Genomic DNA, 16,137 nt, shown 5'->3' with positions numbered 1-16,137 from the left:
TAATACCCAGTAGTTTTTTACTCTATAAAGTGAGCGAACTTCATTGAGGATCGCACTTTAAGAGTCAAATTACTAACCAAAATAAGAAATATGAAGTACAAGGAACTATTTGTCATTATAGGCTTTTTTTACACGTGTATCGGCTGTAGCAAAGAGGAGGTATTGCGTTTGTCAAAAGATGAAATAAAGGTATATACCGCATCAAAACTCACAGAGGACACAAAGCGTTTGATTGTTCAATTCAAAGATTTTGTCCCCGATTGGAAAAAGAAGGCGCTGCGTTTGAAATATCAAGTTACAGCATTTGATGTTTGTGCCAATTGTCCTGATGGTGTGTTAGAGCTTTGGTTATTTGGAGAAGGAGTGGATATCGAGGATAAAAAGGCCTCAATTAAGGCGGGTAGTGGCGGCCCAGAAGGAGAAATTGTAGCCGTGAATACAGATTTTAAATTCGAGACAAAAACGGTGAGTCCGGTAAGTTTACCCCTAGTGCAACAAGCTGATTTTAGAACAAAAGTTGTCGAACAAAACAAAGGAGTCTCTATTGCAGTGCTAGATACGGGAATCTATGCAGATCATCCTGCATTTACAGAAGCCTTTTTGTACAATACAAGTCATTTAGGACTGCAAGATATTGCCGGTTGGGATTTTGTCAACAACGATGAGAATTGTTTTGATGACCATGAATACCGCCACGGTACAATGGTGACTTATCTTTTATATACCCATTTAAAAGAACGCATTCCGTTTCAAATACTGCCGGTTAAGATTTGCGATGCCAAAGGAACGGCGAGCTATTTTAATTTGCTTTGTGGTTTGTATTACGCGCTTCCTAAGGTACAGTTGGTAAATATTAGTATGGGCTGGTATGATTCGAATAAAAAGTTGGATATGAGTATTTTTGAGAATTTACTTTCGGCTTACAAAGAAGAAGTAACAGTCATATGTTCTGCAGGGAATCAGTCGAAAAATGCAGATCAAGTGGGGCATTATCCTTCAGGATTTCAGTCGAGCAATGTAATCAGTGTCGCTGCTGCCAATACGGAAAGCGCTGATAGCGCTAGTTTTACCAATTTTGGTTCATCGAGTGTTGATTTCTTTGCTAAAGGTGAAAGGATCGGATATTATAATTCAGAAGGAGCAGTACTTGAAATATCAGGAACCTCCTTTGCAGCACCTTTGGTAACGGCTGTTGCCGCCAGAGAATTGCACGCTAGGAAACTAAAAATAACACCCCATGAGCTTATAAAGCGATTGTGTAATATTGGAGATTCTGTAGTGTTCAGTGTGCCAGTAAAATACAATAAATTGCTACATTAGTAGTAAACTACTAAGTTACATATCTATGAAATGGAGTTTTTTGATGATGGTTATCTGTATAAATTCAGTGTTTGCTCAACAATCTCAAACAAGGCAACAGATAGACTCGTTGTACAAATTGGCATTGCCGTTGGATGAAAAACTTCGTGTATTTGAGGATTTTTTAAATAAATCGAAGTGCAGTTTGAAGGACAAGGCCATCGGTTTTCGAAAGATGGGGCTCTTATGGTATCAGGCAGGCCGTATTTCCGACGCGGTTACAGTTACACAAAAAGCGTTGAAAATGCTTCAAGAGTCGGAAGTAGAAGCTGCTTATTTAGTTTCGAATTGTCGTTATAACCTACTTTTTTATTACGGGAAACTCGGCGAGTTCGACAAACGACAAGAGGTATTGAGAGCACTTATCAATGCGGAAGTGAAGACGAAGTTTAGTTATAAGGCCATGATAGAGTTCGCTTATATTTTAGGGGAACGAGGTGATTATTTTAAAGCTTTAGAAGTATTGGATACCGTTGTAAAGGGCTACGCTAGTCATGGAGATGTATTGACGCATCAAAAGGCACATGAAGCAGCTATTTGGGTCTATAGTTCCATGGATGAAGTAGAACGCTATGAGGCTGAAATTACCAGTCATGAACGCGCGTTAGCATCTGTCGGATTTTTACCCAGTGTAGCTAACAATTTAGCAAATATACGGGAGCGCATCCGTCCTTCTGAAGAGGTGGTGCAATTGTATCGAGCGGCATTGGAAGCCTATGAGGCCGAAGGTGATTCGTTAAATACAGCATGGGTAAGCACAAACTTGGGTAGAATTTATGCCAAACTGGGTAAAGAGAAATTAGCCACGAGGTATTACGAATCAGCGAAAGAGTATTCCGATTCTCCGGTAGTAGCAGCCTATATCTTAAATAATAAAGGTGATTGTGGGACAGATGAAGAAAAGTTGCGGTACAACAATCGAGCTATTCAATTGTTATTGGGAACTACTTGGAACATTGACAGTTTGAAGGCCGCCGAGGTATTGGCCTGTGAGCGAGGTTTGGATATCGTAGATTTTTTACTGGAAAACTTAACACTACTTATTGATCAACACGCGCGTAATCAGGAAACTGTTGATAATCGTATCGCTTTTTATATTACATTAATTGACCGTGTTTTTAACGCGCTAAGAACAACTGATTTTAAACGGCAATCCAAATTGTTTTGGCTTCGTAAAGCGAGTAGTTTTTACACCTTGGCAGTGAGATTTTGCTATTTGACAAATAATGTAGAGGCGGCTTTTAGGTATATGGAAAATAACAAGGCACTTCTTTTACTTGAAGATTTAGTGGTAAAAAAAACACCTAAAACCATTGCATTTCTCGAGGCTAAAGCACTGATGACCTCTAATCAAGTGGTGGTGAGTTATATTGGTAATCATCGAGAATTGTACGGACTCTGGTTTACCCAGGAACATGCAACACTTTTTAAGGTAGCCGATGCTGAACAGGTTTTGTTTGAGGTAAAAAAATTAAAGGATTTTCAAAAAGGGCCTTTGAGTTCTGAAAAAGAGTTTCGAGACTTTTACGAGTTGAACAGTCGTTTGTTTAAGGCGCTATTGCCAGTACAGGAGGCCGAGAAAAAATTAGAAAACAAAGAGTTACTCGTGCTACCAGACGTTTTAGAGCAACAGTTGAACTTCGAAACCCTGTATTTACCTTCAAAAAAGTACTTGATAAGCCAAACTGCGGTTAGTTATTCGCCGTCCATGTCCGTTTACCATGCCTTAGAGACATCAGTCAATGAATTACAGCTGTTGACCATGGCACCAACCGAGTTTGGTAAATTTAATTTCGATGACCTGAGTCAAAGTGAAGAGGCCTTGCGCAGGTTGGATACCATGCTACCCGTAAAAGCACTTTTTAGAGACCGAGCAACGCTCAACAGGCTACGAGATGCCTTGCCAACTGTTAATGCGCTACATTTGAATACGCACGCAGGCACGGACTTGCTTAAGGGTAATTCATGGTTGGCATTCTACGATCAGGTTCTGGAATTACAACAAATTGCCGAATTAGATTTGCCCATAAACTTGTTGGTGCTAGATGCTTGTCAGGGAGCCAGTGGACGCATGGATATAGGCGAAGGAGCGCAGAGTTTAGCCAAAGCATTTATGCATGCAGGTACGAGCTGTGTCATCGCTTCTCAATGGAATGTGAATGAACGCGCCTCCCAGTTCATCTTTCAAAACTTCTATCGAGAACTCGCAAAAGGTAAGACGGTAAGCAAAGCGTTGAGAACGGCTAAATTGCGCTATTTAGAAAAACATCAATTGGCGGAGAAGTCTCCGTACTATTGGGCGTCTTTTATAGCAATAGGAAGAAATCAATACTTTAACTCTACGAAAAATTCTTTGCGTTCATGGTGGTGGCTCGCCGTTATTTTTGCACTCATAGGGATAGGAGTGGGGTATAAAAAAAGCTCAAGCTAACACACAGTGTTACTTGAGCCGATATATTATCTACTTAGAAGTGATTTTTAATAGTTTACGTAATCTACAATTTCCAATCCGTAACCAATCATTCCTACGCGTTTTGTTTGTTCGCTGTTCGACACTAATCGAAGCTTACTAATGTGTAAGTCGTGTAAGATTTGTGCTCCAATTCCGAAATCTTTAGAATCCATAACCACACTAGGGGCTTTCATGACTCCATTGGTCTGATTTTCCTTCAATATTCTCAGTCTGTTTAACAAATTCAGTGCTTGTGGTTGCTGATTGATGAATACAATTGCTCCCTTTCCTTCTTCGTTAATTACCTTAAACATTTGATCGAGCTTTTTGTCGGCGTTGTTGGTTAAGGTTCCTAAAATATCGTTGTTTACTAACGTTGAGTTAATACGGGTTAAAATAGGCTCTTCTTTGGTCCAGGTTCCCTTGGTTAAGGCAATGTGAATTTGATTGTTTGTCGTTTGCTTGTAGGCGCGTAAACGGAAATCACCAAATCGAGTTTCTATGGAGAAATCTTCTTTTTTCTCAATGAGTGAATCGTGTTCCATTCTGTAAGCAACCAAGTCTTCGATAGATACTATTTTTAAATCGAATTTTTTAGCCACTTCTACGAGTTGAGGCAAACGCGCCATGGTTCCGTCTTCGTTCATGATTTCAACGATAACTCCAGCGGGTTGTAATCCTGCTAAACGCGCAAAATCTATGGCAGCTTCAGTATGACCAGTCCTTCTTAAAACCCCACCGTTTTTCGCTTTTAGTGGAAAAATATGACCAGGACGAGCCAGTTCGAATGGTTTGGTGTTTGGATCGATTAAGGCTTCGATAGTTTTAGCTCTATCAGAAGCAGAAATTCCGGTAGTTACACCATTTCCTCGCAAATCTACAGAAACCGTAAATGCCGTTTCCATGGGGTCAGTATTGTTACTAACCATCATCCCTAATTCTAGTTCTTTACAGCGGTTTTCTGTAAGTGGAGTACAAATTAGTCCCCTTCCATGCGTTGCCATAAAGTTGACCAGCTCCGGTGTGATTTTTTCAGCTGCGGCTACAAAGTCTCCTTCATTTTCTCGATCTTCATCATCAACTACGATGATTACTTTCCCATTTTTAATATCTTCAATAGCCTCTTCAATAGCGTTGAGTTGGATTTTTGGTTGTGTGTGTGTTGTCATTTTTTATGTGTTTTCTCTATTTTTAGAGAATAGTGTTTTTATTAGTTGAACTAGTGGAGAAAAGAACGTTTTAATGTCAAACAACCCTTTGTCTCGTGTGGCTCTCCAAGTTAATGTAATTGCTAAAGGCAACATGAGCATTACAGCAATCCAAGAACCGAGTAGTGCCGTAACCGAGCTCTCTTCTGCCATGTTTTTACCAAAAGTATTACTAAAAAAGTACAATACGTAAATGGCTATCGCTAAAATCATAGGTAGCCCCATTCCTCCTTTGCGAATAATGGATCCTAGCGGAGCACCGATAAAAAACAGCAACAAACAAGACATTGAAAAGGCAATGCGATTGTAATACTCAATATCGTGTAAATTTAACCATTTACGACGGTTTTTTAAATTGTCTTTATACGATTTATTATTGTTGAGTGTTCGTTCAATTTTCGAAACTGCAGTACTCATAATTTCGTTCTGCTCTTTGAGTTCAAAATTAGTCAAAATATCAGTCGATAATTCTTTGTTGACCAAAGAGTCGGGGTATTGGTGTAAATCTTCAATATCCAATACTAAAAACAAGTTCTTCGCTCGGCTAACGATGTATTCGTCATAGGTTTTTTTAAGCGTAGGAATAGTGTCGCTAAGTTGTTTTAAGCTGAGCATATTGAAGTTTTTGGTGTACTGGAGTCGTTCCACATCAGTATCGAATGACGACATGTCTATGTTGATAGTGTATTCTTTAAAATCGGCATGTGATGCTGGCATTCGCAAGCGTTCGCTGTACGAGGCTCCATTTTTTTTATGATGTTCAAAATAATAACCATCATAGAGTTCTAAAGTCATATAACGACTGCCTTCTTCAGAAAGAATTTTTCCGCGCTCCGCGGTGATGATTTTATTGTTACCTCTGCGTGAAGACAAGTCATAAATCAATACTTTTTTTAATAAGTTTTGTTCTTCTCCGTATTTCTCATCAAACTTAATCTGATAATTTGGGATTTCAGTATTGAAACTTCCAGGAACCAAAGCGAGTGCCGGTTGTTTCTTTTTGATGTTGTGCTTGAGGTTGAGTTGTTTAAGAACTGCGTAGGGATACACGTGGTCGTAAAAGAAAAAACTGAGTATACTCAGCATACATACTAACACTACTGTTGAACGCATGAGTCGTGGTAGCGATACCCCGGCTGATTTTGCCGCTGCGAATTCGTACTTTTCCGAGAGGCTACCGAGTGTCATAATCGATGATAACAGCACACCGATGGGCAGTGCTTGTGGTGTGGCCATGAGGGCAGAATACCACAAAAATTTAAGAATAATTACAACACCGATTCCCTTTCCGGCAAAGTTGTCAAAGGCTAACCAAAGCATTTGCATAATCAATACAAATAGTATGATTAAAAAAGTAGTTAGGAAGGGAATTAAAAAGCTCTTTAGTATATATCTGTCTAGTTTCTTCACAGATGCAAAGGTAGTGGGTTAGTTTGAAAAAAGCATAAAAGTTTTGTTAATCATAAAAGGAGATTAACAAAACTTTGTATGTCTAGTCTATCAAGTAGCCTTGATTTACGTATTTTTCTTTATTGAAGGTGAAAAACTTTGCTGAAATAGGCTGGTTACTTTTAAATTTGGTAATGGTAAAAGTCGTCTTTGCACCGTTACTCCCAATTTGTATTAGCTTGTAAATATGCTTGGTTTTTGCATCGATTCCCAATTGTACTTTTACAATGTCAGAATTACTGTCGATAGGAGTTAAATCGATGTACTGTACTTTTCTTCCACGGTTGTTAACGAGTTTTCCCATGGTATAGTTGTAGCCCTCGTTATAAAAAGTCAACAATTTCGATGGATAGATAAATCCGTCCTCTTCATCTAAATCTCCTTCTGTAAGGTTGATTTCTTTTTCTTCGTGATTGATTACCGCCAATCGTTTACCATCGAATAAAAAATTGTTACCTAGGTATTCCAAGTTGTACCTTTCTCCCGATAGGGTAATATGTCCTCTAATTGGGGGGTCATTGGTGATACCAGCCTCTTTGTTTTCTAGCGTTGAGGTAAAGCCTATCACCATGTTTTTATACGCACCCATTTTTGATGATACTTCATCTAACAATTGCTTGGCTTGTGCAGAAGAATTCTGCGCAAAGCAATTTGCTGTAATCATTAATCCTATAAAAAATAATCCGATTTTTTTCATTTGTTTGTATGTCAATTAAGGGTGAAATTTATATTTATTTTCGTTCGTTTTCTAATAATTGTTCCAGCGCTACTAAATCAGGGACTAATACTTGTCGGGCCTTACTGCCTTCGAAAGGACCTACAATTCCTGCGGCTTCGAGTTGGTCAATTAAGCGTCCTGCTCTGTTGTATCCCAATTTAAGTTTTCGCTGGAGTAAAGAGGCCGATCCTTGTTGTGCTGTGACAATAACTTCAGCGGCTTCTTTGAATAATTTATCGCGATCTTCGATTGCTACATCAATATCTGTGCCAGCTTCTTCACCAACGTATTCCGGTAGGATATGTGCTTCGGGATATGCGCGCTGTGATCCGATGTAATCCGTGATTTTTTCTACTTCGGGAGTATCGACAAAAGCACACTGTATACGAGTGATATCATTTCCTCCTGAATAGAGTAAATCACCTCGACCAATTAATTGGTCTGCTCCTGGAGCATCGAGGATGGTTCTACTATCAATTTTTGAGGTAACCCTAAAGGCTATACGCGAAGGGAAATTGGCCTTGATGATACCAGTAATAACGTTTACCGAAGGTCTTTGTGTTGCGACGATCAAATGGATACCAATAGCACGTGCCAATTGCGCCAAACGGGCAATAGGAGTTTCAACTTCTTTACCGGCGGTCATAATTAAGTCGGCAAATTCATCAATGACTAAAACGATATACGGTAAAAATTGATGTCCGTTTTCAGGATTAAGTTTACGAGCTTTGAATTTGGCATTGTATTCCTTAATGTTACGAACCATTGCGTTTTTTAAGAGCTCATAGCGATTGTCCATTTCAATACACAAGGAATTTAACGTGTTGACAACTTTGGTGGTGTCTGTGATGATAGCCTCTTCAGCATCGGGAAGTTTCGCTAAATAATGACGTTCAATTTTATTAAACAGGGTCAATTCAACCTTCTTAGGGTCTACCAATACAAATTTGACTTCTGCCGGATGTTTTTTATAGAGTAAAGAGGTCAAAATAGCATTTAAACCAACAGATTTTCCTTGTCCTGTGGCACCAGCCATCAGAAGGTGAGGCATCTTTGCTAAATCGACCACAAAGGTTTCATTAGAAATAGTTTTACCCAAGGCAATAGGTAATTGCATCGGTGATTCTTGGAATTTTTTCGAAGAAATTACCGAGTGCATCGATACGATGGTCGCTTTTTTGTTCGGCACTTCAATACCGATGGTTCCTTTTCCTGGAATAGGAGCGATAATACGGATTCCTAAGGCTGCTAATGAGAGCGCAATGTCATCCTCTAAGTTTTTAATTTTCGAAATTCTCACACCGGCCTCAGGTATAATCTCATAGAGGGTGATGGTAGGACCGACGGTTGCTTTGATTTGAGAAATTCCGATTTTGTAATGTTTGAGGGTTTCAACAATTTGATTTTTGTTGGCCTCGAGTTCTGTTGGATCAACAGAAATACTTTCGTTGTACTCCTTTAGTAGGTTAAATGTTGGGAATTTAAAGTTGCCCAATTCGAGTTTTGGGTCAAACTCCCCGAAGTCTTTCAGTAATTGGTCTGAAAGATTTTCGCCAACACTCTTTTCTTCATTAATTTTTTCGATGGCTACTTCTACTTCTTGAATTGTTTCTTTTGAAGGTCCTTCCTGTTCAGGAGTTACCACGTTGTCAAGAGGTATATCTTTAGTCGTTTGTTGCTGTTCTTGAGGAGTTACCTCGGAGTGGTGGGTAATGGTAGGCTGTAAGTTTTCTACTGTGCTTGAATAAGATGGCGACTCAGTTACCGTCGTAGGCTCCATTTCAGGGGTATTCGTTGTCGAAGAGGTAGTCATGTCTACCGGTTGTTCATCCGGTACTACCGAGTCTTCTTCCGCCGTTTGGGCAGCAGCACGTTCAGCTTCCGCAACAGCAGCGCGTTCTTGGGCAGCGAGTTTTTCTTGTTTTTTAGTCTCTAAGTTTTCGACTATACTATCGGGATCGATACTAAATCGGATGATCAAAAAGGATATCAAAAAGAAGAGAAGGAGTATTATCAATCCTGTTTTTCCTATAAACGTCTGAAGGTATTCGTTAATTTCAAAACCAACAGTACCAGAAAGTACTGCGTACTTACTGTTTACAAATCCCAAACTTGTAGACAGCCATAGCATGCTTAACAATCCCCAGTTCCACGAACTGATCACCTTTTTTAAATTGGTTTGTAAAACGATTCGAGCACCGGTTAAAAACAGCACTAAATTCAGTGAAAATGCACCAATTCCGAATCCGCGATACACAAAAACATGACTGAGCTCTGCACCCAATTTACCTAGTAAATTTGACGCTTGTTCGCTGCGGTCACTATAGTGATTGAGTATACTTTGATCTGCTTGCCATGTAAAAAAGAAAGAGATAAAGGCAACGGTTAAAAAGACTGAAAATAAAATTAAAAAAGCACCAAAAATCGTTTGATTCTGTCGATTCTTAAAAAAATCTTTAAGCTTGGGGAGTAGGGGTGATGGTTTTTTAGTTTTCTTAACGGTAGTTTTCTTTTTTGCCATAAAAATAAATTAACAATACTCTAAACGCTAAAATAAAAGGATAATTTTAGGAACGTAGATAATACTTGCAATAATTATTGAAACGAGAGCAGCAAATGCCGGAGCACCTGCTGCAATATCTTTGATGAACCCTATTTTTTCATGATAGTCTGGGTGTATAAAATCTGCTACCTTTTCAATAGCCGTATTCATTGCTTCTGCAACCAACACGAGACCAATTATTAGCAATTGCAACATCCATTCAACCGATGAAATTTCAAAATAGAAACCCATGGCCGTCACAATGAGTGCAATACTGGTCTGAACTTTTATACTATCTTCTGTGGTGATTAGTAGCCACATTCCTTTGAGGGCGAACTTAACACTTCGTAGTCTACCCTTTATAAAACCATCATTTGGGTTCTTCATACAGTAAATTATAAGGCTTGTAAAGCTGCTTCGTAATTTGGTTCGTCAGCGATTTCTGGCACCTGTTCTGTATAGGTAACCGTTCCGTTTTCATCAATGACAACGATACAACGAGAGTGCAATCCTTTTAAAGGCCCGTCGTTAATTTCTAATCCGTAATCTTTTCCGAATTGACCTTCGTTGAAATCAGATAACATAAGCACATTTTCGATTCCTTCGGCACCGCAAAATCTACTTTGAGCAAAAGGTAAATCTCTTGAAATACACAATACTTTGGTGTTGTCCAAAGCTGCAGCTTTTTTGTTGAATTCGCGCACTGAAGTAGCACAAGTACCGGTATCCACACTTGGGAAGATGTTTAAAATCAATCGAGATCCAGAAAAATCTGTGAGTGATTTTACGCTTAAATCTCCAGCAGTAAGTGCGAAATCAGGAGCTTTTTGATTTGTATTCGGAAGTGTCCCTAGCGTTTCAAAAGGATTTCCTTGTAAAGTTATTTTTGCCATTTTTTTTAGATTTTAGTCGAATTCAAAGGTAGTTAAAATTTTAAGAAAATGAAGGGGGAAAAGGAGGAAGGAGTGAAAATGCTAGGGAAAAAAGAGGAGTCTCTTCGGAGTGAAATAGGCAGAAGTCCTAAGGATGAATTTCCTAGCTTGTATTCCAAGACATCTCCCAAAATGAAGTGGACTCGGTAAAAAAGGAGTATCTTCGCAGTTCCTAAGAGAAGTACCATGACTGCATTAAATTTACATCAATACACCAAGGAGTTTGCCTATAATTGGAAGTTGGCAGCACCTGTTATGCTCGGGATGTTGGGACATACCTTTGTGAGCTTTATCGATAATATTATGGTAGGACAGCTGGGGACTGCTGAGCTTGCCGCAGTTTCCTTGGGGAACAGTTTTATTTTTATTGCCATGTCTTTAGGAATTGGTTTTTCTACAGCAATTACTCCGTTAATAGCTGAAGCCGATGCTGCTAACGAGTTTGATAAAGCCAAAGCCACTTTTAAACACGGACTAGTGTTGTGTTTGACCTTAGGATTGGTGATGTTTTTAACCGTGTATTTTTCGAAATCTGCACTGTACAGCATGGGACAACCCGAAGAAGTGGTTCGCTTGGCTTTACCGTATTTAGATTTAGTGGCATTTTCACTGATTCCGATGATTGTATTTCAGGCGTTTAAGCAGTTTAGTGACGGGATGTCGATGACTAAGTACCCGATGTATGCGACGTTGTTGGCGAATGTAACCAATGTATTGCTCAATTATTTACTCATATTTGGGAAGTTTGGATTTCCGGAAATGGGAATTGTTGGAGCAGCCTATGGTACCTTAGTATCACGTGTAGTAATGGTGGCATTTATTTGGTGGATCTTGGCGAAAAAGGAACGCTCTCAAAGAATTGTCACGAACATCAATATTTGGAAACTAGAAGCGAATCACGTTAGCAAAATAATTAGTTTAGGAGCACCAAGTGCCATGCAAATGCTCTTTGAAGTAGGGATCTTTACTGCGGCCATTTGGTTGAGTGGATTACTGGGTAAAAACCCCCAAGCTGCCAATCAAATAGCCCTGAATTTGTCATCTATGACCTTTATGGTTGCAACCGGATTAAGTGTAACCGCCATGATTAGAATTGGAAATCAAAGAGGGCTTCAAGCATTTGTCGAGTTGAGAAGAATAGCGTACTCTATTTTCTTGATGGGCTTGTTGCTGGCGTTGGGCTTTGCCATACTGTTTTTCGCACTCAATGAAATACTTCCGAATTTATATGTCGATTTTAAGGATCAGGTGAATTATGCCGACAACTTAGAGGTGGTTGAAATAGCCTCAAAATTGTTAATTGCAGCGGCGATTTTCCAAATTAGTGACAGTATTCAGGTAATGGTACTGGGAGCCTTACGCGGCTTACAAGATGTATTAATACCTACGTTGATAACCTTTATTTCTTATTGGTTTATCGGATTCCCTATAAGTTACTATTTTGGGAATGCAGATCGCTTGGGAAGTTTTGGAATTTGGTTAGGACTCCTAGGAGGACTTTCAACAGCAGCCGTATTACTTTACATTCGCTTTAATATACTAACAAAAAAATTGATCAAAATAAAACATCATGAACTTACCTAAATTTTTACTAGCTGATAATAGCAGTCATCCAGAAGATATTTTTGTACTACACACGGAGTACCCTCGATTTCTCATTAACTTAAAAGACGATGAAATTGAGTGGTTTGAAGATGTGTCGGGAGAAAATGAGCAGGAGCTAGCCAACGAGATGGAAAAGCTTATAGAAGCTGCAGGCAGCTTCTACGACGCTGAGATGGAGGGATACGAATAGCAAAAGGGTACAATACAGTACTCTTTTTTTTATGCCTCGTTTTCTTTTGTTTTCAATAGCGCGATAGCTTGCTCTTTCCATTGATCACGAACAATTCTACCTGGAAAAAACTGAATGAGGTCGGTAATGGTTTCAATTTCATTGGTATTCAGTTTGCTGAGCTGTTCATAGGTGTATATACCAATACTGTTCAGCTTTTTTTCTATAAAACTTCCGATGCCATTAATTTGCGTTAAATCGTCTTTCTGTTCTTCGCTGGCGTTTCCAAGGGTTTCGAAATTGAGTTCTTTGGGTTGTTTGATTTCAATACCTCCGCGTTCTACTGTCTTTTTAGCTCTAATGGTCGATTGCATTTCAGTACGGAGTTCTTGTATGGTTTCCGTTCGTTCGTGCAGTTGATGCTTGTACTTGCTCTTGTAGTAGTTCCAAGCAAAAAAGTAACCGATTAAAAACGAGCCTAGCATCCAAATAAAGAGATTGAGGAAACCAGAAATGCTGCTGCTTATTAAGAGTGTCATAATACTTAAGGGGGTTTATTAGTTGATTACTATTTCAATACGTTTGTTTTTCTTTTTAGTTCTTTTATTATTAGCAACTAGAGGTTCGGAAGCACCTTTAGTAAGAGTTTTTATTTGAGAGGGTTGCACTCCTCGGCTTTTAAAAACATCAGCCATTGCATTGGCGAGTTTCAGTCCTTTTTCCATATCTGCTTCTGCTATGCCAGAAGAAAAAGTGTGTCCTGTAATGATCAGTTGTTTTTCCGGGTGTTGTTTTAGGTACGCTGCAACTTCACATACATAGGCGTTCAAAGCATTGTCGGCAATGATTTTATCTTTTGATACTGTGGGTTGCCATACTTGTTTTTGCAAGTTGTTACTTAGCTCAGTTCGCGTTTTAGAGGAATATCCTCTGTGAAGTACTTGAACTCCTTCTGCGTAATATCCTTCTGGGTCATATTCGAAAACAGCTCCTTTAGTTTGCGTTTTGATGCGAAGTGGATTTACGCCGTTTCTTATGAGTTTTTCTTTGAGGTACTGAGCGCGTGCCATTCCTAAACCTTCTGTTTCCTTATAGCGACCATCGGTTAAATACAGTGTTTCGATAAGAATTTCACGATCTTGATGTGTATTTAAGAATTGATAAATGCTATCCTTAAAATACGAAAATTCTTTGGGGAATAAAACTCTACCGTGTTCGTTGTGCGTTATAAACTTGTGTTTAAAGCGAAAAGGTTTCGGAGAGGAGCTCGTCTCTTTGTTCGAAATTTTGACTTCCGCTTTTTTTTCCGATTGCCCAGCTGTCATTTTGGTACTGTCGGTGTCGGTTTTGATCTTGGTATTGTCAACAGTTGTCGTTGAAACGGTACTTGTTGGTTTCATTTTAAGAGTAGGGGACTCGTTCATTACTTCTTTGTCAGAAGTCGAATTCATAAAGTAGGCAAGTGCTGCCCAACATAGAAAAACGAGAAAAGCTTGTAGAAAGTTTCTCATACTTAAGGGGGTAGTAGATTGGTTAAAGCTCTAAAAATAGGAATTTCTTTTTGGAAAACAAATTCAGAGTGAACAGAATTTGAAAAAGAAAGTATAGGATAACGCTGGGAGCGTACTGATAATGCCTATTGCCAGAAGTAAGCTGCGAGCTTTGTGTTGTGAGTAGAGAGGGTAAAAAAAAGTCCATCGCTATGGATGGACTTTTAGAAAAATGTTATTTGATTAATTCGTAACTACGCTTGATAAAGTTCGTCAGCTCTTCACCGTGAAGTAGGTTTTGCGATAACTTGGCTAAATCAAATGCCTGAGATACTAATTGTTCTTGTTTTTCAGCATCTGCTGCTAAAATATCAGTGATTAATTGGTGGTTGGTGTTTACCACGAGATTGTACATTTCTGGTAAATTACCCATTCCCATCATACCGCCACCGGTAGCACTCATTTCTTTCATTCTTCTCATGAATTCCGGAACAGTGATTAAAAATGGCGAAGCTGATGAGTCCATTGCTTCCAATTGTACTGTATAGCTCTCTTTTTTGATAGCTCCTTCGATGATTGGCTTTAAGGTTTCTTTTTCCTCATCGCTCAATTTAGAAATTACAGTATCGTCTTTCTTAATTAAATTGTCAACATGGTCTGCGTCAACACGTGTGAACTGCACCTTAGTATCTCCTCCAGAAGTCTCTAGTTTTTGCATTAAATGCGAAACTATTGGAGAATCTAAAAGTAATACTTCATATCCTTTTGCTTTCGCTGCTTCGATATAAGGGTGCTGTGCGTCCTTATTGGCAGCGTATAAAATAATGTGGTTACCGTCTTTATCTGTTTGCGCGTCTTTCGTCTTTTCAACTAATTCATCGAAAGTGAAGTAGCTGTTATCTACGGTAGGGTACAGGGCAAATTTCTTTGCTTTATCGAAGAACTTCTCTTCTGAAAGCATACCGTACTCAATAATTACCTTGATGTCATTCCACTTTTGTTCAAAGTCTTCACGGTTATTTTTGAATAAGGAACTGAGTTTGTCGGCTACCTTTTTAGTAATGTATCCAGAAATCTTTTTTACTGCACCATCAGCTTGCAAATACGATCTCGATACATTTAAAGGAATGTCTGGAGAATCGATTACCCCTTTTAGCATTTGTAAGAAATCAGGAACTATTCCTTCAACATTATCCGTAACAAAAACTTGGTTTTGATACAATTGGATTTTGTCTTTTTGCATGTCTAAGTTCTGACTTAACTTCGGAAAGAATAAGATTCCTGTTAAGTTAAATGGATAGTCGACATTCAAATGGATGTGGAATAGAGATTCCTCAAATTGCGTTGGGTACAATTCACGGTAGAAGTTACTGTAATCTTCCGCTTCCAATTCGCTAGGTTTTTTGGTCCAAGCCGGATCGGTGTTGTTGATGATGTCATCAATTTCTATCTGTCTGTGTGGTTCCTTGGTTTCTTTTCCTTCCTCGTCAGTGATAGTTTGTGGTGTGAAATCAGGGTCGTTTACTTGCTTAGTACCAAATTTGATAGGCACCTGATTAAAACGGTTGTACTTGGTAAGCAATCCTCGAATTTTACCTTCTTCTAAAAATTCTAATGAATCTTCTGCGATGTGTAAAATAATTTCTGTTCCTCTGTCGGTTTTGTCATGAGCCTCTAAGGTATACTGTGGTGATCCGTCGCAGGTCCAATGCGCAGCTGCTTCTTCTTTAAATGACTTGGTGATGATTTCAACCTTGTCGGCAACCATAAATGCAGAGTAGAACCCAAGTCCGAAGTGTCCGATAACACCAGTTTCGTTCTTGTCGTCTTTGTACTTTTCTAAAAACTCTTCTGCTCCAGAAAAGGCGATTTGGTTGATGTATTTTTCTACTTCTTCAGCAGTCATACCCAAACCTTGGTCTTTGATGCTAAGAGTTTTGTCGTCTTTGTTAATGGCGATTTCAATTTTTGGATTTCCAAGTTCTACTTGTGCCTCTCCAATTGAAATAAGATGCTTCAACTTCGTGGTAGCATCTGTGGCATTTGAAATAAGCTCACGTAAAAAGATTTCGTGATCAGAATACAAGAATTTTTTAATCAGAGGGAAAATGTTTTCTACCGATACATTAATGTTTCCTTTACTCATAATATTATTGTGTTTTTTTGTCTTATATTGTATTTGCCCTTGTAGGTCAAAAAAAATACCAAATTTG

Annotated in this window: 13 protein-coding genes; 4 read left to right on the top strand and 9 right to left on the bottom strand. The window is 38.9% G+C overall.

From position 1 onward, the window contains the following. Window positions 1-90: 90 nt before the first annotated feature. Together ACXAG7_RS02650 and ACXAG7_RS02645 are read left to right on the top strand one after the other, a co-directional pair. A complete protein-coding gene (locus ACXAG7_RS02650; protein WP_476665863.1) occupies window positions 91-1,320 on the top strand; it encodes a S8 family peptidase in 1,230 nt (409 codons plus the stop codon). Window positions 1,321-1,345: 25 nt separating this feature from the next. Continuing rightward, a complete protein-coding gene (locus ACXAG7_RS02645) occupies window positions 1,346-3,790 on the top strand; it encodes a CHAT domain-containing protein (RefSeq protein WP_476665862.1) in 2,445 nt (814 codons plus the stop codon). Window positions 3,791-3,837: 47 nt separating this feature from the next. Here ACXAG7_RS02645 and ribB read toward each other — a convergent pair whose 3' ends face one another. The 6 genes from ribB to tpx all read right to left on the bottom strand — a co-directional run bounded on the left by ribB (window position 3,838) and on the right by tpx (window position 10,621). Then, complete coding sequence (gene ribB / locus ACXAG7_RS02640; protein ID WP_408043978.1) at window positions 3,838-4,980, bottom strand: 3,4-dihydroxy-2-butanone-4-phosphate synthase; 1,143 nt, start codon at window positions 4,978-4,980, stop codon at window positions 3,838-3,840. 3 nt (window positions 4,981-4,983) lie between these two features. After that, entirely contained in the window at window positions 4,984-6,429 is a 1,446-nt protein-coding gene (locus tag ACXAG7_RS02635) for an LptF/LptG family permease (protein ID WP_476665861.1), read from the bottom strand. Between the two features lie 82 nt (window positions 6,430-6,511). After that, the gene (gene lolA1 / locus ACXAG7_RS02630; RefSeq protein ID WP_408043976.1) at window positions 6,512-7,165 is read right to left on the bottom strand and encodes an outer membrane lipoprotein periplasmic chaperone LolA1; all 654 of its coding nucleotides are present in this window, start codon (window positions 7,163-7,165) and stop codon (window positions 6,512-6,514) included. Window positions 7,166-7,199: 34 nt separating this feature from the next. After that, on the bottom strand, window positions 7,200-9,707 hold the full coding sequence (locus ACXAG7_RS02625; protein ID WP_476665860.1) for an FtsK/SpoIIIE family DNA translocase: 2,508 nt from the start codon (window positions 9,705-9,707) through the stop codon (window positions 7,200-7,202). Window positions 9,708-9,734: 27 nt separating this feature from the next. Beyond that, on the bottom strand, window positions 9,735-10,115 hold the full coding sequence (locus tag ACXAG7_RS02620; RefSeq protein ID WP_476665859.1) for a diacylglycerol kinase family protein: 381 nt from the start codon (window positions 10,113-10,115) through the stop codon (window positions 9,735-9,737). 8 nt (window positions 10,116-10,123) lie between these two features. Next, window positions 10,124-10,621, bottom strand: a complete 498-nt coding sequence (gene tpx, locus ACXAG7_RS02615) for a thiol peroxidase (protein WP_476665858.1) — start codon at window positions 10,619-10,621, stop codon at window positions 10,124-10,126. Between the two features lie 225 nt (window positions 10,622-10,846). Here tpx and ACXAG7_RS02610 point away from each other — a divergent pair, with 225 nt between their 5' ends. Both ACXAG7_RS02610 and ACXAG7_RS02605 read left to right on the top strand, forming a co-directional pair. Beyond that, window positions 10,847-12,244 (top strand): MATE family efflux transporter, encoded by a 1,398-nt coding sequence (locus ACXAG7_RS02610; protein ID WP_408043972.1) that lies wholly within the window; start codon window positions 10,847-10,849, stop codon window positions 12,242-12,244. Continuing rightward, a complete protein-coding gene (locus ACXAG7_RS02605; RefSeq protein ID WP_408043971.1) occupies window positions 12,231-12,455 on the top strand; it encodes a hypothetical protein in 225 nt (74 codons plus the stop codon). The genes ACXAG7_RS02610 and ACXAG7_RS02605 overlap by 14 nt, the downstream gene beginning before the upstream one ends. Before the next feature lie 29 nt (window positions 12,456-12,484). On the opposite strand, the gene ACXAG7_RS02600 is transcribed toward ACXAG7_RS02605, so the two are convergent. The 3 genes from ACXAG7_RS02600 to htpG all read right to left on the bottom strand — a co-directional run bounded on the left by ACXAG7_RS02600 (window position 12,485) and on the right by htpG (window position 16,070). Next, window positions 12,485-12,973 (bottom strand): hypothetical protein, encoded by a 489-nt coding sequence (locus ACXAG7_RS02600; RefSeq protein ID WP_408043970.1) that lies wholly within the window; start codon window positions 12,971-12,973, stop codon window positions 12,485-12,487. Between the two features lie 18 nt (window positions 12,974-12,991). Next, window positions 12,992-13,945, bottom strand: a complete 954-nt coding sequence (locus tag ACXAG7_RS02595; RefSeq protein WP_476665857.1) for an OmpA family protein — start codon at window positions 13,943-13,945, stop codon at window positions 12,992-12,994. Window positions 13,946-14,159: 214 nt separating this feature from the next. After that, window positions 14,160-16,070, bottom strand: coding sequence for a molecular chaperone HtpG (gene htpG, locus ACXAG7_RS02590; RefSeq protein ID WP_476665856.1), 1,911 nt, complete (start codon window positions 16,068-16,070; stop codon window positions 14,160-14,162). Window positions 16,071-16,137: the final 67 nt, after the last annotated feature.

It is taken from the genome of Tenacibaculum sp. AWR4_210, assembly GCF_056160945.1.
Note: the sequence above shows the minus strand (reverse complement) of the source record. Positions and strands in the feature narration are given on the sequence as shown.